This window comes from Acinetobacter sp. BSP-28 (genome assembly GCF_044130285.1).
GTDB lineage: Bacteria > Pseudomonadota > Gammaproteobacteria > Pseudomonadales > Moraxellaceae > Acinetobacter.
The window spans coordinates 46837-72888 of the sequence record NZ_JBIQOB010000019.1 but is presented as its reverse complement, the minus strand read 5'-3'; the positions used below and the strand labels follow the sequence as shown (position 1 = coordinate 72888).

At 38.3% G+C, this 26052-nt stretch carries 28 protein-coding genes and 1 pseudogene; 13 read left to right on the top strand and 16 right to left on the bottom strand.

The genetic code is table 11. The features are described from left to right. Positions 1–89 (top strand): annotated as a pseudogene (locus tag ACE01R_RS13650) (anaerobic dehydrogenase); the annotation flags it as partial. Then, entirely contained in the window at positions 89–478 is a 390-nt protein-coding gene (locus ACE01R_RS13645) for a hypothetical protein (protein WP_395551849.1), read from the top strand. The pseudogene ACE01R_RS13650 and the gene ACE01R_RS13645, both read left to right, overlap by 1 nt. 122 nt (positions 479–600) lie before the next feature. Here the strand turns inward: ACE01R_RS13645 and ACE01R_RS13640 are convergent, their stop codons facing one another. The 3 genes from ACE01R_RS13640 to ACE01R_RS13630 all read right to left on the bottom strand — a co-directional run bounded on the left by ACE01R_RS13640 (position 601) and on the right by ACE01R_RS13630 (position 3270). Further along, on the bottom strand, positions 601–1239 hold the full coding sequence (locus tag ACE01R_RS13640; RefSeq protein WP_395551848.1) for a hypothetical protein: 639 nt from the start codon (positions 1237–1239) through the stop codon (positions 601–603). Positions 1240–1641: 402 nt separating this feature from the next. Continuing rightward, entirely contained in the window at positions 1642–2127 is a 486-nt protein-coding gene (locus ACE01R_RS13635) for an Lrp/AsnC family transcriptional regulator (RefSeq protein WP_395551847.1), read from the bottom strand. A gap of 273 nt (positions 2128–2400) precedes the next feature. Then, complete coding sequence (locus ACE01R_RS13630) at positions 2401–3270, bottom strand: alpha/beta fold hydrolase (protein ID WP_395551853.1); 870 nt, start codon at positions 3268–3270, stop codon at positions 2401–2403. A 117-nt stretch (positions 3271–3387) separates the two neighbouring features. Here ACE01R_RS13630 and ACE01R_RS13625 point away from each other — a divergent pair, with 117 nt between their 5' ends. Continuing rightward, positions 3388–3852 (top strand): hypothetical protein, encoded by a 465-nt coding sequence (locus tag ACE01R_RS13625; RefSeq protein WP_395551846.1) that lies wholly within the window; start codon positions 3388–3390, stop codon positions 3850–3852. 83 nt (positions 3853–3935) lie between these two features. Here the strand turns inward: ACE01R_RS13625 and ACE01R_RS13620 are convergent, their stop codons facing one another. Together ACE01R_RS13620 and brnQ are read right to left on the bottom strand one after the other, a co-directional pair. Next, positions 3936–4178 (bottom strand): hypothetical protein, encoded by a 243-nt coding sequence (locus ACE01R_RS13620; protein WP_395551845.1) that lies wholly within the window; start codon positions 4176–4178, stop codon positions 3936–3938. 486 nt (positions 4179–4664) lie between these two features. After that, positions 4665–5957, bottom strand: coding sequence for a branched-chain amino acid transport system II carrier protein (gene brnQ, locus ACE01R_RS13615; protein WP_395551844.1), 1293 nt, complete (start codon positions 5955–5957; stop codon positions 4665–4667). A gap of 360 nt (positions 5958–6317) precedes the next feature. On the opposite strand from brnQ, the gene map reads away from it, so the two are divergent. Beyond that, a complete protein-coding gene (gene map / locus ACE01R_RS13610; RefSeq protein WP_395551843.1) occupies positions 6318–7112 on the top strand; it encodes a type I methionyl aminopeptidase in 795 nt (264 codons plus the stop codon). A gap of 410 nt (positions 7113–7522) precedes the next feature. Here the strand turns inward: map and ACE01R_RS13605 are convergent, their stop codons facing one another. The 4 genes from ACE01R_RS13605 to ACE01R_RS13590 all read right to left on the bottom strand — a co-directional run bounded on the left by ACE01R_RS13605 (position 7523) and on the right by ACE01R_RS13590 (position 10841). Beyond that, positions 7523–8422, bottom strand: a complete 900-nt coding sequence (locus ACE01R_RS13605; protein WP_395551842.1) for a LysR substrate-binding domain-containing protein — start codon at positions 8420–8422, stop codon at positions 7523–7525. Positions 8423–8518: 96 nt separating this feature from the next. Next, positions 8519–9223: an SIR2 family NAD-dependent protein deacylase gene (locus ACE01R_RS13600; protein WP_395551841.1), complete on the bottom strand. Its 705-nt coding sequence runs from the start codon at positions 9221–9223 to the stop codon at positions 8519–8521. Positions 9224–9249: 26 nt separating this feature from the next. After that, the gene (locus ACE01R_RS13595; RefSeq protein ID WP_395551840.1) at positions 9250–10170 is read right to left on the bottom strand and encodes an alpha/beta fold hydrolase; all 921 of its coding nucleotides are present in this window, start codon (positions 10168–10170) and stop codon (positions 9250–9252) included. Between the two features lie 128 nt (positions 10171–10298). Continuing rightward, a complete protein-coding gene (locus tag ACE01R_RS13590; RefSeq protein ID WP_395551839.1) occupies positions 10299–10841 on the bottom strand; it encodes a PadR family transcriptional regulator in 543 nt (180 codons plus the stop codon). A gap of 135 nt (positions 10842–10976) precedes the next feature. On the opposite strand from ACE01R_RS13590, the gene ACE01R_RS13585 reads away from it, so the two are divergent. The 4 genes from ACE01R_RS13585 (at position 10977) to ACE01R_RS13570 (ending at position 15270) form a co-directional block, all read left to right on the top strand. After that, positions 10977–13001 (top strand): FAD-dependent oxidoreductase, encoded by a 2025-nt coding sequence (locus ACE01R_RS13585; RefSeq protein ID WP_395551838.1) that lies wholly within the window; start codon positions 10977–10979, stop codon positions 12999–13001. A gap of 179 nt (positions 13002–13180) precedes the next feature. Further along, a complete protein-coding gene (locus ACE01R_RS13580; protein ID WP_395551837.1) occupies positions 13181–13591 on the top strand; it encodes a nuclear transport factor 2 family protein in 411 nt (136 codons plus the stop codon). 83 nt (positions 13592–13674) lie between these two features. Continuing rightward, complete coding sequence (locus ACE01R_RS13575; RefSeq protein WP_395551836.1) at positions 13675–14763, top strand: YheT family hydrolase; 1089 nt, start codon at positions 13675–13677, stop codon at positions 14761–14763. Between the two features lie 270 nt (positions 14764–15033). Beyond that, positions 15034–15270, top strand: a complete 237-nt coding sequence (locus tag ACE01R_RS13570; RefSeq protein WP_395551835.1) for a hypothetical protein — start codon at positions 15034–15036, stop codon at positions 15268–15270. 674 nt (positions 15271–15944) lie between these two features. Here the strand turns inward: ACE01R_RS13570 and ACE01R_RS13565 are convergent. The 3 genes from ACE01R_RS13565 to ACE01R_RS13555 all read right to left on the bottom strand — a co-directional run bounded on the left by ACE01R_RS13565 (position 15945) and on the right by ACE01R_RS13555 (position 17429). Beyond that, the gene (locus ACE01R_RS13565; RefSeq protein ID WP_395551834.1) at positions 15945–16256 is read right to left on the bottom strand and encodes a hypothetical protein; all 312 of its coding nucleotides are present in this window, start codon (positions 16254–16256) and stop codon (positions 15945–15947) included. Positions 16257–16346: 90 nt separating this feature from the next. Continuing rightward, positions 16347–16751, bottom strand: coding sequence for a hypothetical protein (locus ACE01R_RS13560; RefSeq protein ID WP_395551833.1), 405 nt, complete (start codon positions 16749–16751; stop codon positions 16347–16349). 216 nt (positions 16752–16967) lie between these two features. Next, a complete protein-coding gene (locus ACE01R_RS13555; protein WP_395551832.1) occupies positions 16968–17429 on the bottom strand; it encodes a CinA family protein in 462 nt (153 codons plus the stop codon). A gap of 246 nt (positions 17430–17675) precedes the next feature. Between ACE01R_RS13555 and ACE01R_RS13550 the strand changes: the two genes are divergently transcribed. From ACE01R_RS13550 to ACE01R_RS13530, 5 genes are all read left to right on the top strand, one after another. Next, positions 17676–19091: an iron-containing redox enzyme family protein gene (locus ACE01R_RS13550; RefSeq protein WP_395551828.1), complete on the top strand. Its 1416-nt coding sequence runs from the start codon at positions 17676–17678 to the stop codon at positions 19089–19091. Positions 19092–19175: 84 nt separating this feature from the next. Next, on the top strand, positions 19176–21302 hold the full coding sequence (gene katE, locus ACE01R_RS13545) for a catalase HPII (protein WP_395551826.1): 2127 nt from the start codon (positions 19176–19178) through the stop codon (positions 21300–21302). Between the two features lie 582 nt (positions 21303–21884). After that, complete coding sequence (locus tag ACE01R_RS13540; protein ID WP_165493318.1) at positions 21885–22025, top strand: hypothetical protein; 141 nt, start codon at positions 21885–21887, stop codon at positions 22023–22025. Between the two features lie 73 nt (positions 22026–22098). Beyond that, a complete protein-coding gene (locus tag ACE01R_RS13535) occupies positions 22099–22320 on the top strand; it encodes a hypothetical protein (RefSeq protein ID WP_395551825.1) in 222 nt (73 codons plus the stop codon). 14 nt (positions 22321–22334) lie between these two features. Then, positions 22335–22544, top strand: coding sequence for a hypothetical protein (locus ACE01R_RS13530; protein ID WP_395551823.1), 210 nt, complete (start codon positions 22335–22337; stop codon positions 22542–22544). A gap of 207 nt (positions 22545–22751) precedes the next feature. On the opposite strand, the gene ACE01R_RS13525 is transcribed toward ACE01R_RS13530, so the two are convergent. From ACE01R_RS13525 to ACE01R_RS13510, 4 genes are all read right to left on the bottom strand, one after another. After that, positions 22752–22985, bottom strand: a complete 234-nt coding sequence (locus ACE01R_RS13525) for a DUF2171 domain-containing protein (protein ID WP_395551822.1) — start codon at positions 22983–22985, stop codon at positions 22752–22754. Between the two features lie 327 nt (positions 22986–23312). After that, positions 23313–23939, bottom strand: coding sequence for an SOS response-associated peptidase (locus ACE01R_RS13520; protein WP_395551821.1), 627 nt, complete (start codon positions 23937–23939; stop codon positions 23313–23315). A 682-nt stretch (positions 23940–24621) separates the two neighbouring features. Continuing rightward, entirely contained in the window at positions 24622–24789 is a 168-nt protein-coding gene (locus ACE01R_RS13515) for a hypothetical protein (protein WP_086197367.1), read from the bottom strand. Positions 24790–24958: 169 nt separating this feature from the next. Further along, on the bottom strand, positions 24959–25837 hold the full coding sequence (locus ACE01R_RS13510) for an SDR family oxidoreductase (protein WP_395551819.1): 879 nt from the start codon (positions 25835–25837) through the stop codon (positions 24959–24961). Positions 25838–26052 lie beyond the last annotated feature (215 nt).

Sequence of the window (26052 nt, the reverse complement as noted above, 5' to 3'; positions counted from 1 at the left end):
CGGATGGAAAGATTCAATTCTTGTCAGATTGTCATCATGAGTTGGCTGGGCAAACAGTGGATATGGTTGAGATCGGGGAGGATGATTAATGCCAATACTCTTAATCCTATGGAAATTCAGATACTGGATCGCAATTGCGGTCTTTTTCTTTTTATGGCTTGGACAAATTGCTTATACCAATCATTTGTCCGGGAAGCTGAAAGTCGCAGATGCTAAATGTGCCGAACGCATCAATAAAGTAAATGATGCATATCAAGGTGCAATCAATGCATGGAGAACAAAAGTTTCAACTGTCGAAACAGAGCTTGAGGCCGAACGGCAAAACATCAAAATTCAATTTAGGGATATAAAGCATGAAACTCAGAAAGTTATTACTCAGCGCATTTATACTGATTGCAAGCTTACCGATGATGGCATGTCAATCGCTGAAGCCGCCCGTATTGCCGCAAATTCCCGCAAGCATGCTGGTGCGATGTGATGAATATAAGGCTCTGGAAAACAATACAATGGGCGAGTTGCTGACTCGTTATGTTGAGAGCCTGGAGATAGGTGCTGAATGCGCTGCTAAAGTTGATGCATTTATTAAGATTCATAAGCCCTCTAAGTGAGGGCTTTATCTTTATATAAGATATAGCTTTTTAAATCTTGCAGTATTATAAAATTCAACCTTAATGATTCCTCTATTAAAGAATCATATTTTTCAAAAACATCCTTATATGTTGTAAATGAAGATTTCCACACCGCAATATCTTTATTTAATAAAGTAATAGATTCTCTGTATGCATTAAGATCACTATGTAGTTGAGACCCTTCAATTAAAAAAACAAACTCCGCTAGCTTCAATCGGTTTGTATTAACCATGTTGGTTAATGTATCAGGCAAAGGAGAGAGATTGGAATCATATAAATTTAAATATTCAGATGGGCTTTGCTCTAATTTTTTACTGAGAACATATTTCATATCGTGAAGAATATTACGTTCATCATGAAGTAAGCTAAAAGCCAGTTTAGCTTCTCCAGCCAGTATTATTTTATTATGTTGGTCTTTCCAATCATTAAATAAATATGCAGCAATGAAAGCGGCGAAAAATGTAGCAGCTGCAGATAGCAAAGATCCAATGGCGGAAATAGAATCTACACCTTGATCAAAAACCTTAAGAGTAAAGTAAGTTAATATGGCAACAGCATAAGCAACAATACCCCACAACAATAACTCTAAATATTTATCTTTTTTCTTCAACTCATCACCCCGCTCAAAACCAAAAACTCACCCCCACACCCATACCCATAATCAAAACAACTATGTCACACAGCCCAACCTGATTTTTTACTCCAGGGCTCAGCAAATTTCATACAGCGTTCAATGTGAGAATATAGGTGGGTTTCCATTTTTATAATCCTGTGTTCCGCCTATAAAGCAGATGATATAATTAACACTAACAAGCAGTTATTACCTGTGGATAACTTTGTATTTACGCCAGTTTTACGCCGATTAATTTTAAGTTATTGATTTTATATATGAAAAAGCCCCATGGTTAGGGGCTAGTCGTATAACTCACGTTATACTCATATAAGGCTCATCTCATACTGCGTGCATTAGAACACATAACAGTAATGAAAGATAATAAAATCTCGAAATAAATTACTCAATCATGAGTAAGTCAGCCGTATTGGCAATCTTTAAAGGACGTAAAGCAAAGATCGAACGGGTATGGCGCACGCCTTTCATCTTATATAAATTTTTCCGCAAGAAACGCTCATAGTGCTCAGAATTTTTTACTGCAACTTTGACTAGATAATCATAATCACCCGTCACCAAGTGTGCTTCCACCACTTCAGGCATGTTTGCCAAAGCATCACTGAATTGTTCTAAAATTTCATCATCATGCCGTTCTAAAGTAATTTCAATAAAAAACAGCTCGTTAATGCCAATCGCTTTCGGGTTAATGTTAGCGGTATAACCTTCAATAATTTTTAAATTTTCCAGTCGTTTTAAACGTGTCCAGCAGGGAGAGGAGGACAGACCGACTTTATCGGCCAGTTGGGTCACGGTAAGTCGACCATCTTGCCTAAGCTCAGATAAAATCCGGCGATCTATTTTATCCAGGCTATAATTGTTTTCGTTCATACGACTAACTGCAAAAGAATATTCTGAATTAAAACTATTTATAGCATTATTCTTCTGTTTAAGGGCTAAATTACTAAAAATACAGCAAACTCATGGGCTTGTTTGTCGCTAAAATAACCTTAAGGCAAATTAAAGTACTCATGGGTCTGAGACTTTAATCAGCAGCTTCTGCATGCGAGGATAACATGTGGAAGCTGCTGGCTGCATCAGCCTTACTTACATAAGCCGTTTTACTGGATGAGAGATTCAACGGCCAAAGTTTAAAACTTTAAATCATTCAGCCAATTCAATAGCCAATTGCTGAGCCATTACTGGCCACAAGTTCTGGTGTGATTTCTTAAACATCAACATATGACCAATGGCTTTATGGTCGTAGCTTTTAGGCTTGAGCTCAATCATTTGAGTATCTGCATTCGGGTATAAGCGCAGTAAATCTTTTACATTGGCTTTAGTGGCAATTTCATCATCCGACGACCAAAGCACCGTAATAGGGCAGTCAATTTCAGCGTGATAATCTTCAAATACCGTTTTGCCAATCGCATTGATGACATAACCTGGTTTACTGCAAAATTGTGCCCATTGTTTAGCCACATCTTTAGGTAGGTTTTCACCCATACCAATGGCTTGAGTCGGGCCATAGCCTTTGGTGATGCGCGCTAAGGGGAAAATCACATTAAACATAATTGGCGCCAGCAGTTTGGTTCTGCCTTTTAGGCCTTTCACATGACCCGTAGAACCCGAAACAGCCACAACTTTGGCGACTTTTTCATGGTTGGGCACTATCCCCAAAAGCTGCCCACCGGCACTGTGACCCATCAGAATTACTTGCTTTGCCTGAGTTTTGCATAACAAGCTGTCAATGGCCGCTGGAATATCCAGTTGTCCCCAATCCACAATGCTGGCTTCAGACTTGCTGACAGGACCGTGTAAAGAACGGCCAATACCGCGGAAATCGAAACTTAAAACATCATAACCTTGAGTGCTTAACCATTCAGCGAAAGCCTGATAAAAATTTTGCGTGATGCCCGTTGCAGGGCAAATCAGAATCGGCAGGTTTGTATTGGTTGTTGCAGATGCATAAAAACGTCCACTCAGAGAATATCCATCTTTACAGTTAATAGTTAATGCTTCAAAAGTGCTCATATGGAGAATATAGGTTAAGTCTGAATAATGACTACTGTAGCTAAGTTCTAAAAAGAAACTTGTATAATTGATGACTTTAAAGTCAAAATAGCGTTCTAAAAATAAGGACATAAATGAATGGATGCGGAAAATTTAACTCAAGCTGTAGCTTGGGCAGTGTTGTTTAGTGGTATTTTTCTTTGGGTGGGCATGCTCACGGGAGTATGGAAATATTATCAAATACGATATTCTGAACAGGCGCGGGCACATTATTATGTCGATATTGCCCATAGAAGCAGCCTGTTATATGCTCCAGCCAGTCTGATTATTGCAGTTTTGGCCTATTTTTCAGTATGGAGTGAAGGGCTAAATTTAATTTTTGTCATGATTAACCTATTTTTCTTTAGCTTTTCAATTTTAAGCTATGTCTTGCATGGCTGGCTAAAAGATACCACCAATCAGTTTAAGCAACCGCATCAAATGGGGCGCTGGCATTTGCCTAAATGGATGCTGACCAGTGCAATGATTTTACTTGTGATCGGGGAGTTGGGTGCTACAGCAGGACTATTGCTTGGTGCAATGATTGGATTAGAAATTTTTTAATTTGAGGGCTTGTGGTTTGATATAAATATTTGATTATTAATTATTGTTGTTTTTTTTAAGATGGGTGATAGCTCACCCATCTTTTATTCTGTAGAAGTATTCTGCTTCTGTTGACGATATTTCTGATCGACTACAGTCCAGACATAAAAAGCCACCGAAACAATAAAAGCATAGATAAAGAATTCAGGTTTTAAGTTGCCTTGAATTAACCCATGAATAATCAATGTCACAAGCAGAGCAACTGTGGTACTCAAATAAGTGACCATATTTTTATTTGCTTTTAGAGCGTTAATGAAGATTTCTTTATTGAAATGTATTGATAACATCTCCACCCCTCCTGTCATTTTTGACCTAAACCTAATTGTTTTAGTCAGATTAGTTTCTATTGTTTTACTTTGAATTTAATTTTATTTCAATAGCTAATGTCATCATTCTGTCATAAAACAATGTTAGACATAAGTCGATATGCTTGTTTTATTCAAAAATATAAATGCTAGATATTTCTTTTGAATATGCAATTATCCTCATCATTCATTCTAGCCAGCTAAAAAAATGTCAAGAAATTCAACAATAGTGGATAAAATAAGAAGCAATATTAATGCCAGTGTTTAAGTAAAGAATGCATGCTAGGTAAGAAAGGAAGAATGAAAAGAAGAACAATTGATTTTATTAAATATTATGTTGTTACAAAATATGTCTAAAAGTTGAGGGTGTAAACAATAAAACCCAGTTTGGGTAAAACATGACGTTTTATTGATCACGCTTAAAATCAGGCTTGGGTAAAACTCGATTTTAATGACATCAACTTTCAGTTACTTTTTAACTTTGTCGATCACAACTGCAATGATAAGAACAATTACAGATGGAATAAGCCATGCAAGATTCTGTTCATTCAGTGGTAAATTTTGCAGGAAAGCAGGCAGTTGTTCTGAAAAACCAGCGACTTTCAGTCCGTCTACAATACCAAATGCGAAGGCAATGGCAGTAACAGGTGCAATGACGCGTGAAGGCTGATTAAAGAATTTGCCGCAGAAGCTTAAAAGGATTACTGTAATTGCAGGCGGATAAATCGCGCTGAGTACAGGAACCGAAACCGCAATCAGTTTGGTTAAGCCTAAGTTGGAAATCAGTAATGAGAAACCAACCAGAATTAATACAAATACTTTGTACGGAATTTTAGTCAATTCAGAGAAGTATTCTGCACATGCGCAAGTCAAGCCAATCGCAGTCACCATGCAAGCAATAAAGATCATTGCTGAAAGGAAGTAAGCGCCCATGTCGCCAAATGCGTGCTGTACGTAGGCATGCAGGATCACTGCGCCATTGGCTGCATTTGGAGCAATTTCATGGCTGCCCATACCCAGTTTAAACAGACTGATGTAGACCAGTGTTAAACCAATACCTGAGATAATACTGGCAATTACGGCATATTTGGTTACCAGTTTCTTTTCTGTGACGCCACGTGAATGAATCGCTCGCACAATCACAATACCGAACACCAATGCGCCTAAAGTATCCATGGTTAAGTAACCATTGACGATACCTTCAGAAACCGGACTGCTGACATAATTGTCAATTGCAGGCGGTACAACACCAGCAGGTAGCATGAATGCGGAAATGCCTAAAATCACTAAGCCTAAAATTTTCAAAGGCGATAGGAAGTAGCCGACAGTATCTAAAATCTTGTTTGGATATAAAGAAACCAGAGTCACTAAAGTAAAATAGATGATGCTGTAAATCATCAGGCTATTTGCAGAAGTGCCAAAATAAGACGAGAAGCCAATTTCATAAGAAACGGTTGCTGTACGTGGTGTAGCAAATAAAGGGCCTACAGCCAAGTAACACACGACAGTCAGCAAAATACTCGCTGCTTTGCCAAGCGGTGAACTTAGAACCTGAATAGAACCTTCTACACGTGACAGCGCAACAATTGTGATCACAGGCAAGCCTACTGCGGTGATTAAGAAACCGAATGCAGCCAGCCATACATGTTCACCGGCTTGTTGAGCCACAATCGGTGGAAAGATAATATTGCCCGCACCAATAAACAGCGCGAAGGTCATAAAACCCAAGGCAACAATATCCCGTGTACGGAGATTTGTCATAAAAAAGGGAGAGGAATTGAACAAAAAATCAATTCTAGAGGATATCAACGCTTTTTTGTAGTTCATTTTATGAAGCTTATGAATTTTAGTGATTTAATAATCAACTAAAATGAACAACTGGAAAAATTTAAGTTTATTTATATATTTGATTAATTGGTAAAAAATAAAAAAATATAAAATATTATTCTTTTTTAATTGTTTAAGTAAATTTTTAATTTTTTACAAGGGCCATTTAAATGCTTGTAAATCAATCACCCAGTTGATTAAAAAAGGTCAAAACTGTGCTGTTTATCTGCTCATATTAAACAAAATTAATGTAAAAGGGCTATAATCATAAGCCTTATTTTTGAGGATGATGCAATGAAAGCTTCCACTATTACCATTAAAACTGAGCAAGATTTAGAGAAACTCCGGATTTCCGGGCGTTTGGCTGCTCAGGTTCTGGAGATGATAGGGAAGTATGTCAAGCCGGGAGTAAGCACAGAGTATCTGGATGATATCTGTAATGATTTCATTGTAAATACCTTAAAAGTAATTCCTGCCAACGTGGGCTATTATGGCTATACCAAAACCACCTGTATTTCTCCAAATGAAGTGGTGTGTCACGGTATTCCATCGCCAAACACCATTTTGCAAGATGGCGACATTATCAATATTGATGTGGCGATTATTAAAGATGGTTATTTTGGTGATACCAGCCGGATGTATTATGTCGGAACGGTAAAACCTGAAGCCAAAAAGCTGGTTGAAACCACCTATGAAGCCATGGTTGCCGGAATTCATGCGGTGAAACCGGGTGCAACTTTAGGCGATGTCGGTTTTGCCATTCAGTCCGTGGCTCATCGTGAAGGTTATAGCATTGTCCGCGAATATTGCGGTCACGGTATTGGTAAGGTCTATCACGAACAACCGAATGTGCTGCATTATGGCCAGCCTGGTCAAGGCCTTATACTTAAAAAAGGTATGGTGTTTACCATTGAACCGATGGTCAATGCAGGCAAAGCCCGTGTGAAAGAGCTTAAAGATGGCTGGACTGTGGTTACAGCAGATCGTTCTTTGACCGCACAATGGGAACATATGGTTGCTGTAACGGATACCGGTTTTGAGCTTTTATCTCCTTGGCCAGAAGGTACCGGTTCATATCCTGCAATTTAAGCGAGAAGAGTTAAATGAAATAGATAGTTTTATACTTTGGTATAATCTTGTTTGTTTTGTGTACAAATAAAGTTTTTAAATCTATTAGTTGTGTCGTTAAGTTTTTGATTTAATTTTAAAAAACATTTTCGTGTGTTTTTTATCATATTTTTTATCTATTAGATTTTAATATGTTTTTTTTGTAATATGAAAATATAGATTCTAGCTGTAGTTTCTTATTTAAAGTTTATAAGCTTATCCACCTCGGATAAGCTTTTTTTTGCCTAATTTTTTGTATTACTCAAGTGAATTTTATATTTTTGTGACGGGTTTTGCATTTTTTATGGTATGTCAATCGAAAGCTAAAAGGCATCTTCCAGTTGCTTGAAGATAGCCCTATCATTTCTTTTCTACCCAGAGGCATGAAAGTATTAATGCTTGCTGAGGTGTTCCACCAAATAGTCGATAAAGACACGGACGGCTGGTAATAAGCCACGGCGTGAAGGATAAACCGCGTGGAAAATACCATGCGGTGCTTTCCAGTCCGGCAGTACACGCACCAATTCACCGCTTTGAACATAATCTTCAACAATGCTGTCGGGTAATAACACAATCCCGCAATTTTGTTTGGCCAGTTGTGCCAGCATCGTTAAATCAGACCCCATCACCATAGGATTGACCTTGATTTTTTTCTGCTGTTTTTTATCATCATGCACAACAATATATTGGTCTAAATGCTCATCCGACATACTGAGAATATGATGATTGCTTAAATCTTCCGGCTGTTTTAAGTCGCCAAATTCATTTAAATAGGCCTGGCTGGCAAATAGATGCTGCTCTATATTTTCAAATTTGCGTAAAACCAGATTCGGGTCATCATCCAGATTGGAACGTACCCGTAATGCCACATCAATCCCTTCATTAATGATATCGACACGGCGATTGCTCACAATGAGTTGCACTTTAATTTCAGGATAGGTTTTCAGGAATTTCGGCAAAATCTTGGCAATTTCATTTTGCGCAATCGAAACAGGCAAACTGACCTTGATTACACCACGCGGCTGAATACTGAGATGGTCGACTAGATCATGTGCAGCTTGTGCAGCATTCATCATGACCTGGGCATGACGATAAATATTCATACCAATGTCGGTTACGGCAAAATGGCGGGAACTGCGCTGGATGAGTCGAACTCCTAAGTGTTCTTCCAGATTGTAAACACGACGACTTAATTTTGATTTTGGAATATCGGTTGCGCGTTCTGCTGCACTAAAGCCTCCATGTTCAACCACTAAGGCAAAGCAATAAAAATCATCAAGATCAGACAGCATTTAAGAATTCCATTTATGCAACAATAAGCTGATTAAAAGTTTATTGTTGCATCATGTCAATGCCTGCTTTGTAGTTTTGCTATTAAACAGAAGGGTTTATGGGTGTTGTAGCAACTTTTCTTTTAGATACTGCATGCCTTGAGTAGCAGTCATAACAATTTTCTGAAATTGTGGGGGTAGCTGCTGCTGATCAGCTTTGGGGTCAATATAGTAAGCGCTACAGGCAGGTGGAATTTCATGAATTAACCCCGCCACTGGATAAACCTGTAAACTGGTACCAATCACAATAAAAATATCCGCATTCTGTACGCAGTCTTGTGCATCGGCATAGGCAGGTACGGCCTCACCAAACCAGACCACATGTGGACGTAGTGGATAGCCATCCTTGCAGAAGTGTTTGTTCAGATCCAGTTCAGTACCTTCGACTGAATAGAATTCAGTGCTGTATTGACAGTTTGGCCCTGAAGTTTTAGCCAGGCGAATATTGCCATGTAGATGAATGACCTTGCTACTTCCAGCACGTTCATGCAGATCATCAATGTTTTGGGTAATGACGTGTACATCAAAAACATCTTCAAGTTCGGCAATGAGCTGATGTGCTGCATTGGGCTTGGCAGCCAGAATATTTTTACGCCGTTGGTTATAGAAATGTTGGACCAGTTCTGGATCACGTTTCCAGGCTTCAGGTGTTGCAACGTCTTCAATTCGATACTGTTCCCATAAACCATCACTGTCCCGAAATGTGTTGATGCCGCTTTCGGCACTCATACCTGCACCCGAAAAGACCACCAGTTTTTTCATCTCGGCTCCTGATTTCATTCAGCTGTTTAAGGTTTATGAGTCGCATTGGATTTCAGGAATGCGCTAATTTCTCGTGCAAACTTTAGCGGTTCAGTAAGCAACGGAGTATGCCCAGATTTTTCAAAACGGATCTGTTTGGCATGAGGAATACTCTGCGCAATCAAGGTTTGACCTTTTACCGGATAAAGCTTGGATTGCGTGCCACTGAAAAAAGTCACCGGACATTGCAGTTTTTGCAGGGCTTCGCGGTAATCTTCCTGATGGTATAGATAATTGTTGATATACCAGGCCATATAGTCGACCCGCTTAGAGGGCAGTAATAAACTTTGCAACCGCGACTGATTTAATACCCATTCAAAGGCTTTTAAACTGTATTTATTGCTGTTCTGCAGGCCAATAAACTGTAGCCAGAGCCTGGCAATCTGCTTGCGGGATTGGCTATCCAGGTCTTTTAAATATTGAATATCTTGATGCTGAGTCAGTATCTGCGACAGCTCAGTCAGAATGGAAATAAATAGCGGATGCTGCTGACCAAATAAACCATAGTCCCAGCTCTCATCTACCGGAATTTTAGGGGTCTGGTCAATATGCAAATAGGCTGCGATCTGTTCGGCAAAGTTACTATATTGCATGCCATGCATCGCCGTGGTAGCACCCATGGAATAGGCAATCACGGAGAACTTGTTTAACTGGAGCTGTTCAATCAAGCTGTCAATATCACGCCAGTGACTGGAAATCGCATCCAGTTCGGGAATAGCACACTTTTGCGAACCTCCAAAACCACGCCAGTCTGGAATAATAAAGCGATGTGTTTTAGTATGCCGATAAAGAAACGGAAGCCATTGCCAGCTTTGCATACCCAAACCTGATAGGACCAACACCGCTTGTCCTTGTCCAAACTCACGCACAAACAGTCGTTCATTATCAGGCATAAGGTAATGTAGCATGCTTGTTTCCTTGCTTATTAGACTTCTTTCATAACTGCTGACACCCTTTTATTCTTCTCCCTGAGCTGAATTGAAATGTATTTCAAGTCTGCGCAAGAGAAATAAAAGGTATTTATGCAAGAAGTCCATTATTGCTGATCAAATGCTTTTAATTGCGGAATCATGGTTTCTAGCCACGTGATCCAGCCTATTTCCAGATCAATCCCCAGTTGTAGAATCATTTTATGAATAAACTGGGTGCGGTCCTGATCGTGCCCATGAGCAAAATCTTTGGCAAAAATCGTTTGGTAAATTTTTAAATTTTCTTGATGCAAGATCAGATGTCTTTCCAGTTCAGGCAGTACCGTATTGCCACCGAGCTGGGCTTCGGCACGTAAACGGACCATCAGTTCTTCACGCAGTTGTGCAGGAGGACTTTGCTTGACCATCCAGTCTGCCAGTTCGGCACGTCCCAATGTTTCAACCTGATAGGTTTTTTTACGGGTATTGGAACTGTGATCTTCAAGCGTAGATATCCAGTTCTTTTGCTGCATGGTACTTAATTCACGGTAAATCTGTTGATGAGTTGCATTCCAGAAAAAGCCCATAGAGCGGTCAAAACGACGAGCCAAATCAATTCCTGTACTGGGTTTTTCAATCAGGCTGGTCAATAAAACATGGGCTAAGGACATAAACGGCTCAGTCAATAAATCTTTACAAGTTCATTATGCAACATGTTGCATAAAAATAAAATCTGGAATATAAGTTATGCAACAAGTTGCATTAAAAGATATTCGCCAGCTGAGAAAGCACGCCAAGGAGATTGTATGTCTAATTACCCGCATTTATTAGCGCCTTTAGATTTAGGCTTTACCATACTTAAAAACCGGGTTTTGATGGGGTCCATGCATGTAGGGCTGGAAGAAGCTCCACGTGGTTATGAGCGTATGGCGGCATTTTATGCAGAACGTGCACAAGGAGGTGTAGGGCTGATTGTGACAGGTGGGATTGCACCGAATGATGCCGGTCTGACCTTTGCGGGTGGAGCGAAATTAGACTCTAAAGAAGAAGCGGAAAAACATAAAGTCATTACCCAGGCAGTGCATGATGCCGGCGGTAAAATTGCCATGCAGATTTTACATACCGGACGTTATTCCTATCAGGCCGATCTGGTTGCACCCTCTGCCATTCAGGCACCGATCAACCCGACTAAACCGCATGCTTTAACCACAGCAGAAGTGTATCAGACCATTGCTGACTTTGCCCATTGTGCAAAAATGGCACAATACGCAGGTTATGACGGCGTAGAAATCATGGGTTCTGAAGGCTATCTGATTAATGAGTTTATTGCTGCACGCACCAACCATCGTGATGATGAATGGGGTGGCAGTTATGAAAACCGTATCCGTTTCCCGATTGAAATCGTCAAGCGTACCCGCGAAGTGGTAGGGGAAAACTTTATTATCATTTACCGTTTATCGATGCTGGATCTGGTCGATGGCGGATCTACTTTTGAAGAAGTGGTGCAACTGGCCAAAGAGATTGAAAAAGCAGGTGCCACCATTATCAATACCGGGATTGGCTGGCATGAAGCGCGCATTCCGACCATTGCTACCAAAGTACCACGTGCAGCATTTACCTGGGTCACTCAAAAGCTCAAAGGTTTGGTTAAAGTTCCTCTTATTACTTCAAACCGTATCAATACCCCGGAAATGGCGGAACATGTGTTGGCTTCAGGTCATGCTGACATGATTTCCATGGCACGTCCGATGCTTGCTGATGCCTTCTTTGTGCAAAAGGCTGAGCAAGGTCGTAGCGATGAAATCAATACCTGTATTGGTTGTAACCAGGCCTGTCTAGATCATATTTTCTCAATGAAAATTGCATCCTGTCTGGTCAATCCACGTGCCTGTTATGAAACAGAGCTGATCTTTAAAGAAACCGTTCAGATGAAAAAGATTGCGGTGATTGGTGCGGGACCGGCAGGTTTAAGTTTTGCCACCTATGCTGCTGAACGAGGACATCAGGTCACCATTTTCGAAGCAGCCAATCAAATTGGCGGGCAGTTCAATATTGCCAAGACCATTCCCGGCAAAGAAGAATTTTATGAAACCTTGCGTTACTTCAAACGTAAAATTGAATTACAGCCCAATATTAAATTACTTCTAAATAACCCAGCGACCTATGAAGCTTTAAGCCAGTCCGACTTTGACGAGATTGTGGTAGCGACAGGTGTAACTCCGCGTCATTTAGAGATTGAAGGTATTGACCATCCGAAAGTACTCACTTATCTCGAAGTATTAAAAGAACGTAAGCCAGTTGGTCAGTGTGTTGCGATTATTGGGGCAGGTGGTATCGGTTTTGATACCGCGGAATTTTTAACCCATGAGGGGGACAGCGCCAGCCTGAATCCGGAAAAATTCTATAATGAATGGGGTATTGATACTGGCTATGAAAATGTCGGTGGTCTAAAAGCAGCTGAAGTAGAACAGTCTAATCGTGAAATTTACTTATTGCAGCGCAAGGCAAGTTCAGTAGGTGCAGGCTTGGGTAAAACCACCGGCTGGATTCACCGTACTGGATTGAAACACCGTGCAGTGAAAATGGTGGCAGGTGTCAGCTATGAAAAGGTGGATGATCAGGGCTTGCATATTGTGGTCAATGGTCAGCCGACTGTTTTAGACGTGGATCATGTGGTGATTTGTGCAGGTCAGGAACCTTTCACTGCAATGTTTGATCAACTGAAAGCGGATGGTAAAAATGTGCATTTGATTGGTGGTGCCAAAGAAGCAGGTGAACTGGATGCCAAGCGTGCCATTCGTCAGGGTGCAGATTTGGCAGCGGTGATTTAGTAAATAAATAGACCTCTCCTTGCGAACTCAGAATATATTCTGAGAATTCTCATCTCCTAAAAGGAGAGGGAATTTTATTAGGGTTTAAATTCGTAATAAATATTCCCTCTCCCAAGGGAGAGGGTTGGGGAGAGGGAATAAATAGAATTCAAAAATAGAGCTAAATAAAGGAAATAAAAATGGCTTTAACAACAACTCAACGCTCTGTTCAGCGTTGGCATGAAATGCTGCAAACACGTGACATGTCTATCCTGAATGAGTTACTAGCAGAAGATGTGGTATTTCGTTCCCCGGTAGCATACAACCCTTATCCGGGCAAACAGGTAGTATTTTTTATTCTGAGCAATGTGATTCAGATCTTTGAAAACTTTACTTACCACCGCGAATTTTATACAGAAGATGGAATGAATGTGGTACTGGAGTTTTCCGCCCATGTCGGTGAAAAAAAACTGAAAGGCATCGACATGATTCAATTTAATGAACAAGGTCAAATTATTGATTTTGAAGTGATGCTGCGTCCTAAGAGCGGTCTGGAAGCATTGGCTGCACAGATGGGGCAGCGTATGGCGGCTTTTATGCCAAAAGCATAAAGCGTATAGTAAAGGTATGAACTGTTAATGGAATGACATGTACTAAGTATTTTGTGTTACATCATTTTTGAGGTAAACCGAATATGAAGTTTGTGCTCAATAAACTTAGTCAGTTGGTGCAAGAAATTGTCGATCAGGTTACAGGTGCGGAATTACCTACCCTGTACTATGATCCACAAGGTGAAGCAGGACAGATGCTTGAAGTCTTGCCCCAACTCAAACAGAAATACCGTCCAACGCCGTGGTTGTCAAATACACATCTGCATTTGATCTATTTTGACTTAATCAAAAAAAAAGCGGTGCAACTTAAATATGATGCGATCGAACAGCTGAAAATGTCCGATGGTGGAATCACGGCTATTGCCTGGTATGGGCTTCCTGTTCCCGCAGATGCCCCAACCATTGTGTTGATGCATACCTTGACGGGTACACCGGAAAGTATGGCCGAACTGGTCCGTGACCTGCATCGACATACCGGATGGCGGATAGCCTTATGTTTGCGCCGTGGCCATGCCAATTTGCCATTACCTGTTCCAAAAATTTCCATGTTAGGTTCGACCGATGATTTGCGTGAACAAATTAAACATATTGAAAGCAAATTTCCAGATTCAACCCTATATGCAGTTGGCTCATCTGCGGGTACAGGATTATTGGTCCGCTATTTAGGTGAACAGGGCGAGCAGACACCGTTCAAGGCAGCATTTGCATTGTGTCCTGGTTATGACACTGAGCTGGGTTTTCAAAACGTGCATCCTTTTTATAGTAAAGTGATGACCAAAAAGCTATTTGAGTCCTTTATTCATCCTTATAGTGAAGCATGGCAACAGACCGCCTCCTTACCAAAAGTGCTTGCTGCAAAGAATTTATTGGAGTTTCAGTATCATTATTTTGAACTGGCAGGCTATAGCAGCTTTGAAGATTATAATCAGGCCACAAATCCGATTCATGTATTTCAAAATGTCAAAATTCCCTTGATGATTTTAAATGCGGAAGATGATCCGGTCTGTCATATCCGGAATCTGGAACCATATAAGGAAACAATTCAGAAAATGCCGAATATTGTCGTTGTGACCACTAAAAAAGGCAGCCATTGTATTTTTTATGAGGGTGTAAAACATACGGAATCCTGGGCGACGCGTTTGATTGCAGATTATTTACGCATATATCAATAATTTCATGCATGTGATCTTGGCATGTAGGAGGAGATTAAACCTAAAAACCTGAAATATTTGAACACAATTGTAATTGATAACACTGATATATAAGTGAGACTTAAATCAATATTTCTGGTATAATCGGTTCAACAATAAAACTGACATGAAAATGTTCTCGTGCAAAATTAGTATACGAGAAATCTCCTCTCATTTGAGTGATCCCAAGTAAAGTTGTTATTTTCAAAGGCCAATAGTGGCTTTTCTATCGGTATTAAAAAATTGGTGTAAATGTTGAATAAAACTGAAAATTTAGTTGCAAAATCTGTAAATGGTCGTGAAATTGTTGTATCGCTGGTTCCTTTTAAAAAAATGCAAAATACCCGTGAAGGGTTTAAATGGGTTGAAGTAGGCAAGAAAGTCTTGCTTGAATCTGGTATTGAAATTGATTTGAATCTTGATGGCCGCAGTTTCTATACTGGTGTAAATCAAATGTTCCGGCTTAATACTCATGTAAATGAGGTATAATTGCCAGGAAAATAGGAAACCGTCTTTAAGACGGTTTTTTAATGCCTGAAATTTTACTTTATCGTTCATGTTCAGTCCTTATAAATATCTGGAAGGATGTATTACCATGCCGAAGTTTGACCAGTTGGAAGGAAGCCGATCAGTTCCGCAAAATTTCAAATTACATGAGAAGAAATTCAAAAAATAAGGATCAAAAAACAACATAAAATTTAATTTGCATATTCCACTATTGGTAAGTTCTGAAAAATTAAAAGACGCCAGGAAAATTAAAAAATATTTTTAAACAACTGAAATATATATAAATATTTAAAAATAAAATGCTGAATAAACAAGCGACATATTTTGCAATAAAATTTTGTATTTGTAATGAGAGGAAATGTTGATTTTTAAAATGTGATATTTATACGTTTATTATTTTTTGATACATTATTGTCAAATAATGTTATTGTCTGACAAAAAATATCATTGTATAAATGGTGTTCCACTATAGGGAAGTGAGAGTGGGTTATGAAAACGATAGAACTACTTGTTACTTCATCATCTGCGCTTATGCTGATGTTTGTGATCTATGCATTTGGGCAAATGTTCAACTAGTCAAAAAGATATAATATAAAAAAGCACCCGCGGGTGCTTTTTTAATGATCGGGATTGAACTTGGAAAATTATTTATTCCATTACTTTCTTTCCCAGGCATCTTTTATTGCATGTTTAGCGTGTTCCCACTTTAATCGTGATTTGGCTTTAAAGTGTTCCCATTTGGTTTGAAGATCACTTTCCGAGTCTTCAAAACGGCTATTTTCGCCGTATTCAGAACGTGAAGTTCTTCCAAATTCATAAGCAGACGAGAGATCCTTGTCATAATCAATATCTGGAACATCCCGCTGTAAATCTTGATAATAAGGTCGGCTAGTATAATTTTCACGCCAATACTGATCAGATTCACTGGTTGGTTTATGGGTTTGATTTTCTAAATTGGGATCAGTCATGCTGTATAAGCTCCTCATTTTTGAATCAATAACAAAGCAATTAATACAATCTGCAGCTAAAAAGGTTCAATCGAATACTTAATCAACCCGTTATTTCTGTTGATTGTTTTGGTCATTCTGATTTTGTCTAAAACCTTGCTGTTGCCCAGTCTGTTGACGTTGATTGTCATTTTGCTGTTGTTGCTGCTGATCATTAACATGTGCTAACGGTTGATCAGGATTTTGTTGTTGCTGACCTTGCTGTTGGCGTTGCTGATCATTTTGCTGCTGTTGTTGAGGGTTCATTGGTTGCTGACCCGGCTGTTGGCGTTGCTGATCACTCTGTTGCTGTTGTTGATTCGGATTCTGTTGCTGCTGCCCAGGCTGTTGGCGCTGCTGATCATTCTGTTGTTGCTGTTGATTTGGATTCTGTTGCTGCTGACCCGGCTGTTGGCGTTGTTGATCATTCTGTTGCTGCTGTTGTTGATCTTGCTGGGTTTGATTTGGATTAGTCATGACACACCTCTATAATATTATTTAATAAAATCTGTATCACCAGATATAATTATTATTAGCATGAATATTCGATTAAAAAATAAAATCGATGTTACATGATGTTTAGAATGTAATGAAAGCTGTTTATTATAAAATTACCCCAATGAAATATATCAATAAAAACAAATAATGTTGCTTACAAATTAAAATTTACCAGCTTAAATTAAATAATGATTTTTATATAATCTTAATCAAACTTTTACAGATTGAGTTAATAAGTTTACTTAATTTTTCTTCCTTATTTCCTTTAAATAAGCGCCGATAATTATAGAGCTTGTTTTTATATAAGATTGAATAAAAAAAAGTACCTACAGGTTTATCTGGGCTTTCAGAGCCACCGCGTTTAAGTAGTCCTGTACATCCTACATAGATATCCGATTTAAACATCTTTTTTGCTTTTTTTACTAATTCTTCAGTAATTTCAATAGATTCAGGGGTGTATTTTTCTATAAGTCTTGGCGATATGCCGAGTATTTTCTCTTTAATTTTCAGGTCATAACATACTAGACTTCCATTTAAAATTTCCCCAGAAAATGGAGTCAGGGAAAATCTATAGGCTAAATATCCAGCAGAAGCACTTTCAATGAAAGTCACGTTTAATTTTTTTTTAGCCAATAATTTACAACATTGATTAATCATATTTCTTCACTTTTTTTAATTGCTTATTTATATTTTAAAAAATAAATAAAATATTAACAATAAAACATTATCAGAAAGTGATGTGTTTCTCATTTTATGGTTGGGTTATTTTTTTAACTGCTTGATATATTAAGTTTGATTATTATTGAACCAACATAAATTAAACGAATGATAACAATTATAGGGTTTTGTCATGAATCACAAGTGAACTAAGGTTATATGCTAATTACCGCTTGGAGAATAAAAATGCCAGTAGCAGTAAAAAAACAATCGCTAGAATTCATTGATAAAAATCATCAAAATTATTGTGATTTAGTCACTTTTTTTCTCAATGCCGATATTTCTATTCAAGAAAAGGAAAGAAAAGCATCACATTTTTTAAAAAAAGAAATTCAAAGTTTGACTTATAACTCTAATGATTTTCCTGCCGATATGAGTAAAATTCAGGACTGGATGCTCAACAATAATAAAGTGCAATGTACTGAATATCAGGCCTATTTAGAAAGAAGAAATAGCGGGGCAGGGCGAGAATATTTTAAAAATGTCGCTCAGGCATTCGAATTTCTGATTAAAGTTGCGCCTGTAAAGCGGGTAGATGGTTCCTGGTTATTTAGTATTATTCATTATTGGAATGATCCCGTTTTCAGAGACTTAATTCAAATTTATTTGGAAGAGCTCGGTTTAGGACTCGCCAAATCTAACCATGTATGTTTATTTGATGATCTTATTTTAAATTTAGGACTGGAACATTTTGTATTGGATCTGGAAGATGAATATTATCATCAACCTGCAATTCAACTTGCGCTGGCTTATGCACCTCCCGAATTCATTCCGGAAATTATTGGTTTTAATTTGGCCTATGAGCAACTTCCGTTACATCTGCTGATTACCAATTATGAGCTACAAGAATTAGGTATAGATTCGAAATATTTCAATTTGCATATCACCATCGACAATATTGATAATGGTCATGCGCATTTATCTCACAAAGCTTTTGAAAAAATATACAGAAAATTCAATGATAAAGAATTTTTTATAGAAAAAATGAAGATTGGCTTTGCTTTGAGCAATAAAGGATTGTCTTCTATTCAAATTATTAAAAATCTCAATTTAGACACCTTGGTTATTAAAATTTTAAAACGTAAAGCTTTAGTCGGTAATGTTATTCACAATGATAAATGCAAGTTTAATAACCAAACAATTAATTCATGGCTTGCAGTACCCGACTCCGTGGAAGAATTTATTGATGTATTGATTGATAAAAAATGGATCAAGCTGGGTAGAGATCCCGAAGAAAGCCGCTTCTGGAGGTTGATTAGCCAGGAAGATGGGAAAATGTATGGAGTATTTAATTCTACTGAAAAGCAGATCATTTATGACTGGATTGCTGGTGAATATGCGCAATATACCGATTTAAGAACACCAGGAATCCAACTGGAGCATAAAAACCAAAATGATTTTATGTTCAGTTTTTTGTCAGATGGGGAACTGGAAGATATTCAGCATCAGATTTATGAAACTGGCAACCTGGCCATGAAGATCAATAAACTGCTGCCTTATTTAGCCCCTCATGCCCATCATCGTGAAACAGGACTTTGGTGTACGCAACGTTTTGTCGACTTCCTGTTTCCCTTTTTAAGCCATCAGAAATTCACCAGCTAATTTCAGTCATATAGGCCAATGCCTGTTGGTCATCGCATTCATTTAATCACACACATTTTAATGGAATGGAAAAGAGGTGCAAATATGAATCATAAAGCTAAGCAAAGTGAAGTTGCAGGTACAGATGCCCTGGATAAACAAAATGAAAGTGCAAAATCACAGCAGCTAGATAGTTATCGAAGTGATGCGACTGAACATGCCTTGACAACGAACCAGGGGGTCAAGATTGCAGATAATCAGAACAGTTTAAAGGCAGGGGTAAGAGGTTCAACCTTACTGGAAGATTTTATCTTAAGGGAAAAAATCACCCATTTTGATCATGAGCGCATTCCTGAGCGAATTGTGCATGCACGGGGTGTAGGGGCACATGGTTATTTTCAGGCCTATCCGGGTAATGAACAATATACCAAAGCGGGCTTTTTGACGGATTCCAATATACAGACTCCAATTTTTGTGCGTTTTTCTACGGTGCAAGGACCACGCGGTTCCGCGGATACAGTACGGGATATTCGCGGTTTTGCCATCAAATTTTATACTCAGGAAGGCAATTACGATTTGGTAGGGAATAATGTTCCGGTTTTCTTTGTGCAAGATGGCATTAAGTTTCCAGACTTTGTGCATGCAGTAAAACCTGAACCGCATACTGAAGTGCCAACAGGAGGATCTGCACATGATACGTTCTGGGATTTTGTCTCTCTGGTACCAGAGTCTGCCCATACTGTGATGTGGGCGATGTCGGATCGTGCCATTCCACGTAATTTACGCTCAATTCAAGGTTTTGGCGTCCATACCTTCCGTATGATCAATGCTGAAGGAAAAGCCATATTTATTAAATTCCATTGGACACCGAAACAGGGTTTAAGCCAACTGGTTTGGGATGAGGCACAAAAGCTGTCAGGCAAAGACCCTGATTTTCACCGTCGAGATTTATATGAAGCGATTGAGTCAGGGAACTATCCGGAGTGGGAGCTGGGTATTCAGATTGTCGCTGAAGAAGATGAAATGAAGTTTGAGTTCGATTTACTTGATCCCACGAAAATCATTCCGGAAGAACTGGTTCCAGTCACACCGATTGGCAAGTTTGTGCTCAATCGTAATGTCGATAATTTCTTTGCAGAAATTGAACAGGTGGCATTTTGTCCTGCACATATTGTACCGGGTATAGATTTCACCAATGATCCTTTATTGCAAGCACGTTTATTTTCTTATACCGATACCCAGTTGAGCCGTTTAGGTGGACCAAACTTTCATCAATTACCCATTAATAAACCGGTTTGTCCTTTTCACAATAACCAGCGTGATGCCATGCATCAAACCTATATTCATCGCGGTCAGGCATCTTATCAACCGAATTCGATTGATAATAACTGGCCGGTCGAGACTCCGCCGGCTGCACAGGACGGTGGGTTTGAAAGCTATCAGGAACGCATAGACGGTAAAAAAATCCGCCAGCGCAGTGAATCATTTTCAGATCATTTCTCTCAAGCACGTCTCTATTATCAAAGCCTGGCACCTCATGAACAGAAACATGTGGTGGATGCCTATACTTTCGAATTGAGTAAAGTGCAACGTCCCCATATCCGTCAACGTGAAGTGCAAGAAGTATTGGCCAATATAGATATGGATCTGGCACAACAGGTGGGTAAAAACTTAGGCATTGAAGTCACTGCAGCGCAAAATCCGGCCAAAGCTTCATCGGTAGAAAAATCGGCTCATCTTTCCATGACGGCGTTTATTCCTGAAGATATTAAAGCAAAAAAAATAGCCGTGCTAGTACATGATGGGGTGAGCCAAGCGAGTATCGATGCAATTCAGCAATGGGCTTCGGCTGAAAAAGCGGTGGCGCATATATTGACCCCTACGCCTGGACCTGTGCTTAATCAACAACAGTCTCCAGTAGGATCGAATGGTATGCAAAAAGCAGAGCCTTCCATTGCTTATGATGCTATTGTGATTGTGGATGGTAGTAATTACCAGCAAGCGTTAAAAGATGGTGTGACAAAACACTATCTTCTGGAAGCCTACAAGCACCTGAAACCTATTGTATTGTTGGGGGATAAGCAAAATCTTTTGCATGAACTTAAATTGCCGCATGATGCGGGAACTTTAAGTACAGATGATTTTGCATCTGTACAGGAACAGTTTAAAACCCTGATTCGTTATCATCGGGTCTGGGCACGCGAAGCAATTGCCGACACAGTGCCTGCTTAAGTAATGATATTTTAAGTCAACGATATCCATTAAAAACCCATCTTCGTGATGGGTTTCTTTCGATTGAATAATGCATGGTTTCAAAACTTTAATGCCGGTGAGTTTGTCTGTGATTTAGAAGGGATGGATAACTAAATAGCAAGTAGCTGGGATAATTTAATTACAAATTTGCGACAGTCTGGAAATTTTAGTTAGTGAACTTTCTGGTCTGGTATTATTTTGAATGAATAATAAGATGATGAATATAGAGGCTTAATTGATATGTTTATTTATGTATTGATGTTGTTTTAAATTTTGTGAACTAAATATTATTTAACAGATAGAAAAAAATACAAAATATTATGTATGTATTAGAATTATATATGATTTATTATTGGAAATAATGTATTTTTGATTTATTTTATAAAGGCTAAATTTTTTGTTTAATTAAGATATTTGATTTTATTAATGTATTTATATTGCAATATTATATTTTGATACATCATCATTGTTTTTATTCAGTTAACTTAGGTATATGCTGATATAGTCATTAATAATTAGGCCGTTGATTGTCATTGAATAATGTCAATAAGGAATAGTGTTATGTCCAAGTCAAAATCCCAAAATCAAACAGATATGAATCAAAGGAATCAACCGATAAAACAACCACATCATCTACCACAGCAAGACCATAAGCATAATCAGCAAAAAGACACTGAAAAGCAGTCTCAAAATGAAAAATAAAACAGGAGTTATTGCTATGGTCATATGATGTTTAAAGGGGGGAAAGCCCCTTTAAACAGGAAAGGAGTTCAGCATGAATATTAGACCTGTAAAAGCCCACAAAATGAATGAGGATTTTGATACATCACCTACCGTAATTTACACGGGTGAATATGATGCAGAAAATCATTTGGTGAATGTATATAACTCATCCCAAGAACAATTAACAAAAATTATGGGTACCAATCAATGGATTTTAAATTCTACAGGCGAGGTATTCTTTATTGAAGAGGATGTACCTTATTTTGCCAATTAACAAGGTCAGGTGAAATGAATACAGTAACCACATATCCACAGAAACTCATTACATTTTATAAACTCGATAGCCCGGATATTCAACGAGGCGTATGGGCGAATTACGACAAAAATGGAAACTTTCTAAATCTGACCAATTATTATGGTCATAGATTAGACTTGATTGGGCCAGATCGGGTTCGTATAGAAGGTGAAGTTTGGGTGTGTAAAGAAAATTTTAAATAAACAGATGCGTATGTTGTATAAATAATGATTTTAAATATAAAGAAAATAATTTAATAAACATGAAGCCATTAAAAAAAAGATCATTAAAATAAAAAGTTTTAATATATTTGAAATGGAATTATTCAGCTCAAATAATTTTAGTCATTTCAAATTTAAATAAGCCCTCCATAGTGAAGAAAGGGCTTATATTGATGTGTTGTGATGTACTTAAGCAGCAACCCAATGACTTTTGACTTCTTCAGCATCTACATTGAGCATAACTTGATTTTCTTTAATTTCACTCACCCATGAAAGTGGAATAAGGTGATGACTACCTTCTTCATTTCTTGTTAGCTTGATTTGATCTGTGCCTTGAAGGTGATCTACAGTTCCTACTTTTTGACCATCTGAAGCAATTACGTCTGCATGTTTGGTAATGTCATCTACATTGATCATAGCCATTTCATACCTCTCCTGTATAGCGGTAATCTTGCACTCTCTAATTTAAGGCATTCTTCAATCTTTCGCGCCATATTATGCAAAAGGGAACAAATCTTTAAGCAACTTTACCTTAGTGCATAAATATCATGCTTTAGAAAGTAAATTTTGCGTCTAATTAAAATGTGTAGCTCAATTTAATATTTAATAATCTATGTTCTTTATAATTTTAAATTTATAGAAATGACGATCAGGAAAAAATTAAATCGAATAGCTTGGATTTTTATCATCTTTGATTAGCATTTAAAATGACTGCAAGGATGAGTGACAGATAAATAGTGGATATTAACGTCATGTCGTTGCTGCACGATTTTTGGGAACAGCGAGATATTCATCCTGCATTTCGAAGAAGAACTGGTTTGCTTCATCATATTTGCAATTTAACCAGTCCATTCTCGCATTTTCAGGAATAACAATGACCGAACGCTTTTCATCTTTTGGCGTGTGAAATTGCCGCATAAAGGGATGATGGTCAGCATTGATGGTGAGCAGGCTCATGGAACGAACATGCTTGTTTTCAATCACGGCATTTTCATAAATGGCAGCGAGGGTAAAAGGGAGTTCATCTTTTCGAAAAATGGTATACCAGTGCGGTTTTCCATCTATATATTTGGGTTCATAGATGGCTTCGACAGGTACCAGGGCAAACTGATTTTTATGCCATGCGTGACGAAAACTGGGTTTATTTGCCACGGTCTCAGTTCGGGCATTATAGGTATGACGACCGTATTTTAATTCTTTTGCCCAAAAAGGAATAAGGCCAAACTTGGCAAGGTCCCATTCGGGTTGATCCGCACCATGCATCAAAATAGGAGCATCATATAAGGGATAAATATGATCAGGATATCCAAACTGCGGCTCGGAAAGACCGAGAAGAAAGGCTCTATTACTTTTGATCGCTTCAAAATTTGCGCACATGGAACAATCCCTAATTTTTATTTATCCTTAATTACAGCAAAAAAAGTGGGCTGGTATCATGAATCTTACAAATTTAGCACTATTCGTACTCAAACCAATAATAAGCAGCTGATGGTGATTTTAGCTGCTGGGCTGTCTTGTAAGGCATACCCAGCTCACTAAATAAAATTGTCGGGCTGGTAATAGATTTGGGTTAAATTAAGTTAATCATATTCATATCTATACAAGTTTATTTCCTCCAGGATAAAAGACTCTCCGTAATAGGTATTTAGAAAAACTTCTGCTTCAGTTTGAGTTATAAAAATTTTCGCTACATTTTTATCGGTCGTCCAGTACCATGGACTGGCTAAGGCTAAATCCAGGTCGGACATTTGCCAATTATGGCAGTCATCAAATTGATCTCGATAAGCGAGAAAGCTTTGATTCTTTTTTATGCAATAGAGTGTCATCAGTATTCACCCCTGTGACGGGTAAACTAAGATTTTAACGGTGTTGATTCATTTGAACCTTTAAGAATTGTGAACAATGTCAGCTTATATTTTATAAGCTAATAATAATCATGCTGTTAGATGGTTTTTGTAATTACACCATCCGATAAGCGGTAAAATTGCTGGCTTATAGGCGACTAAATCAAATAAAGCCCTGATGAAAGAGCTTTATAGAATTGTAGAATGAATAATCTTCAATGGTGTCTTTTTTTCTTGCCACCACCATCTTGCTTATTTACCGTAGCCCAGGCAATGCGTTCAGCATCTTCCTCGGAAAGTCCACGTTCCTTCTCACTTTCCTCAATATGTTTGGCTTGCCGTTTCTGCTTCTCTGTATAAGATGATTTATCGCCTCTAGGCATAAGATTAATCCCTCTTTAGATTTATAGCTTTATTCATTTAAGCAAAAATAAATCAATGACGGGTAATAAGATGTCAATGTTTGGTGGGGGATTTGATTCATCATGATTCAAATTATTTTTATAGCGTGTTAAATGTTTAAATTAAATTTCAACCAATGATTTTACAGGGCTAACCATTAATAATTGTGCCTCCATTAACATGAATGACTTGTCCTGATATATAACTTGCTTCATCCGAGGCAAGAAACAAGTATGCAGGCGCCACTTCACTGGGTTGTCCCATTCGTCCCATCGGCGTTTTTTTACCAAAATCTTTTAACTGTTCTGCGTCAAAACTACTCGGAATTAATGGGGTCCAGATAGGGCCAGGCGCTACTGCATTCACTCGAATCCCGGTTTTATTTTTCAATAAATTTGTAGATAAACTTCGGGTGAATGAGGTAATTGCACCTTTGGTACTTGCATAATCAATTAACAGATCATGACCATGATAACTGGTGATACTGCTGGTATTGATGATCGAATCCCCTGGTGTCATATAGGGAATCACCATCTGTGTCAGATAAAACATAGATAGAATATTAATTTCAAAGGTTTTAAAAAGTTGTTGGGTATTGATATCGGTAATGTATTTTTGCGGATACTGAACGCCGGCATTGTTAATTAAAATATTGATGGTTTTAAATTTTTGCAGTGTTTTTTCGACTATCCTGCTTATTTCATCGTGATGTTGCAAATCGCATTTTAACAGCAGGCAACGGCGACCTTCTTTTTCCACCATTCTCTTGGTTTCTTCAGCATCTTTATCTTCTTCCAAATAACAGATGGCAATATCTGCACCTTCGCGTGCAAACAACACGGCGATTGATCTGCCTATACCGCTATCACCACCAGTGATTAAGGCAATCTTATCTTTTAATTTATTGCTTCCCTGATAGTTGGGTTTGATGACTTCAGGTTGGGGATGCATTTGAGATTGAATACCCGGTTGATGAGTTTGAACTTCTATGGATGGGCTTTTCGGGTATTTATTCATATTTTGCTCCACTTTTTTTAAATGCTGAAAACATATTAGGAGCTTTAGAAGATGAATTTAGATGAGGAAAACATTAAATAACATAATCCATTCGTGATTTATCAATTGCATAAAAAGCAAGTTGATATCTGAGTGGGTTGAGCAGCGAAATATTCGGTAATGACGAATCAGCTTGTCTAAGCCTTTGATATTCCGACGGCTATTCCATCAGTACAATCAGCTCTTTT

Excerpts from the sequence above, each read along its gene's own strand:
- ACE01R_RS13520 (WP_395551821.1), bottom strand. The coding sequence starts at position 23,939 with ATGTGCGCAAATTTTGAAGCGATCAAAAGTAATAGAGCCTTTCTTCTC.
- katE (WP_395551826.1), top strand. The coding sequence starts at position 19,176 with ATGAATCATAAAGCTAAGCAAAGTGAAGTTGCAGGTACAGATGCCCTG.
- ACE01R_RS13525 (WP_395551822.1), bottom strand. The coding sequence starts at position 22,985 with ATGGCTATGATCAATGTAGATGACATTACCAAACATGCAGACGTAATT.
- ACE01R_RS13555 (WP_395551832.1), bottom strand. The coding sequence starts at position 17,429 with ATGATTAATCAATGTTGTAAATTATTGGCTAAAAAAAAATTAAACGTG.
- ACE01R_RS13550 (WP_395551828.1), top strand. The coding sequence starts at position 17,676 with ATGCCAGTAGCAGTAAAAAAACAATCGCTAGAATTCATTGATAAAAAT.
- ACE01R_RS13585 (WP_395551838.1), top strand. The coding sequence starts at position 10,977 with ATGTCTAATTACCCGCATTTATTAGCGCCTTTAGATTTAGGCTTTACC.
- ACE01R_RS13590 (WP_395551839.1), bottom strand. The coding sequence starts at position 10,841 with ATGTCCTTAGCCCATGTTTTATTGACCAGCCTGATTGAAAAACCCAGT.
- map (WP_395551843.1), top strand. The coding sequence starts at position 6,318 with ATGAAAGCTTCCACTATTACCATTAAAACTGAGCAAGATTTAGAGAAA.
- ACE01R_RS13595 (WP_395551840.1), bottom strand. The coding sequence starts at position 10,170 with ATGCTACATTACCTTATGCCTGATAATGAACGACTGTTTGTGCGTGAG.
- ACE01R_RS13565 (WP_395551834.1), bottom strand. The coding sequence starts at position 16,256 with ATGACTGATCCCAATTTAGAAAATCAAACCCATAAACCAACCAGTGAA.
- ACE01R_RS13580 (WP_395551837.1), top strand. The coding sequence starts at position 13,181 with ATGGCTTTAACAACAACTCAACGCTCTGTTCAGCGTTGGCATGAAATG.
- ACE01R_RS13645 (WP_395551849.1), top strand. The coding sequence starts at position 89 with ATGCCAATACTCTTAATCCTATGGAAATTCAGATACTGGATCGCAATT.
- ACE01R_RS13635 (WP_395551847.1), bottom strand. The coding sequence starts at position 2,127 with ATGAACGAAAACAATTATAGCCTGGATAAAATAGATCGCCGGATTTTA.
- ACE01R_RS13625 (WP_395551846.1), top strand. The coding sequence starts at position 3,388 with ATGGATGCGGAAAATTTAACTCAAGCTGTAGCTTGGGCAGTGTTGTTT.
- ACE01R_RS13540 (WP_165493318.1), top strand. The coding sequence starts at position 21,885 with ATGTCCAAGTCAAAATCCCAAAATCAAACAGATATGAATCAAAGGAAT.
- ACE01R_RS13570 (WP_395551835.1), top strand. The coding sequence starts at position 15,034 with ATGTTGAATAAAACTGAAAATTTAGTTGCAAAATCTGTAAATGGTCGT.
- ACE01R_RS13535 (WP_395551825.1), top strand. The coding sequence starts at position 22,099 with ATGAATATTAGACCTGTAAAAGCCCACAAAATGAATGAGGATTTTGAT.
- ACE01R_RS13620 (WP_395551845.1), bottom strand. The coding sequence starts at position 4,178 with ATGTTATCAATACATTTCAATAAAGAAATCTTCATTAACGCTCTAAAA.
- ACE01R_RS13605 (WP_395551842.1), bottom strand. The coding sequence starts at position 8,422 with ATGCTGTCTGATCTTGATGATTTTTATTGCTTTGCCTTAGTGGTTGAA.
- ACE01R_RS13560 (WP_395551833.1), bottom strand. The coding sequence starts at position 16,751 with ATGACTAATCCAAATCAAACCCAGCAAGATCAACAACAGCAGCAACAG.
- ACE01R_RS13630 (WP_395551853.1), bottom strand. The coding sequence starts at position 3,270 with ATGAGCACTTTTGAAGCATTAACTATTAACTGTAAAGATGGATATTCT.
- ACE01R_RS13600 (WP_395551841.1), bottom strand. The coding sequence starts at position 9,223 with ATGAAAAAACTGGTGGTCTTTTCGGGTGCAGGTATGAGTGCCGAAAGC.
- ACE01R_RS13575 (WP_395551836.1), top strand. The coding sequence starts at position 13,675 with ATGAAGTTTGTGCTCAATAAACTTAGTCAGTTGGTGCAAGAAATTGTC.
- ACE01R_RS13515 (WP_086197367.1), bottom strand. The coding sequence starts at position 24,789 with ATGCCTAGAGGCGATAAATCATCTTATACAGAGAAGCAGAAACGGCAA.
- brnQ (WP_395551844.1), bottom strand. The coding sequence starts at position 5,957 with ATGACAAATCTCCGTACACGGGATATTGTTGCCTTGGGTTTTATGACC.
- ACE01R_RS13530 (WP_395551823.1), top strand. The coding sequence starts at position 22,335 with ATGAATACAGTAACCACATATCCACAGAAACTCATTACATTTTATAAA.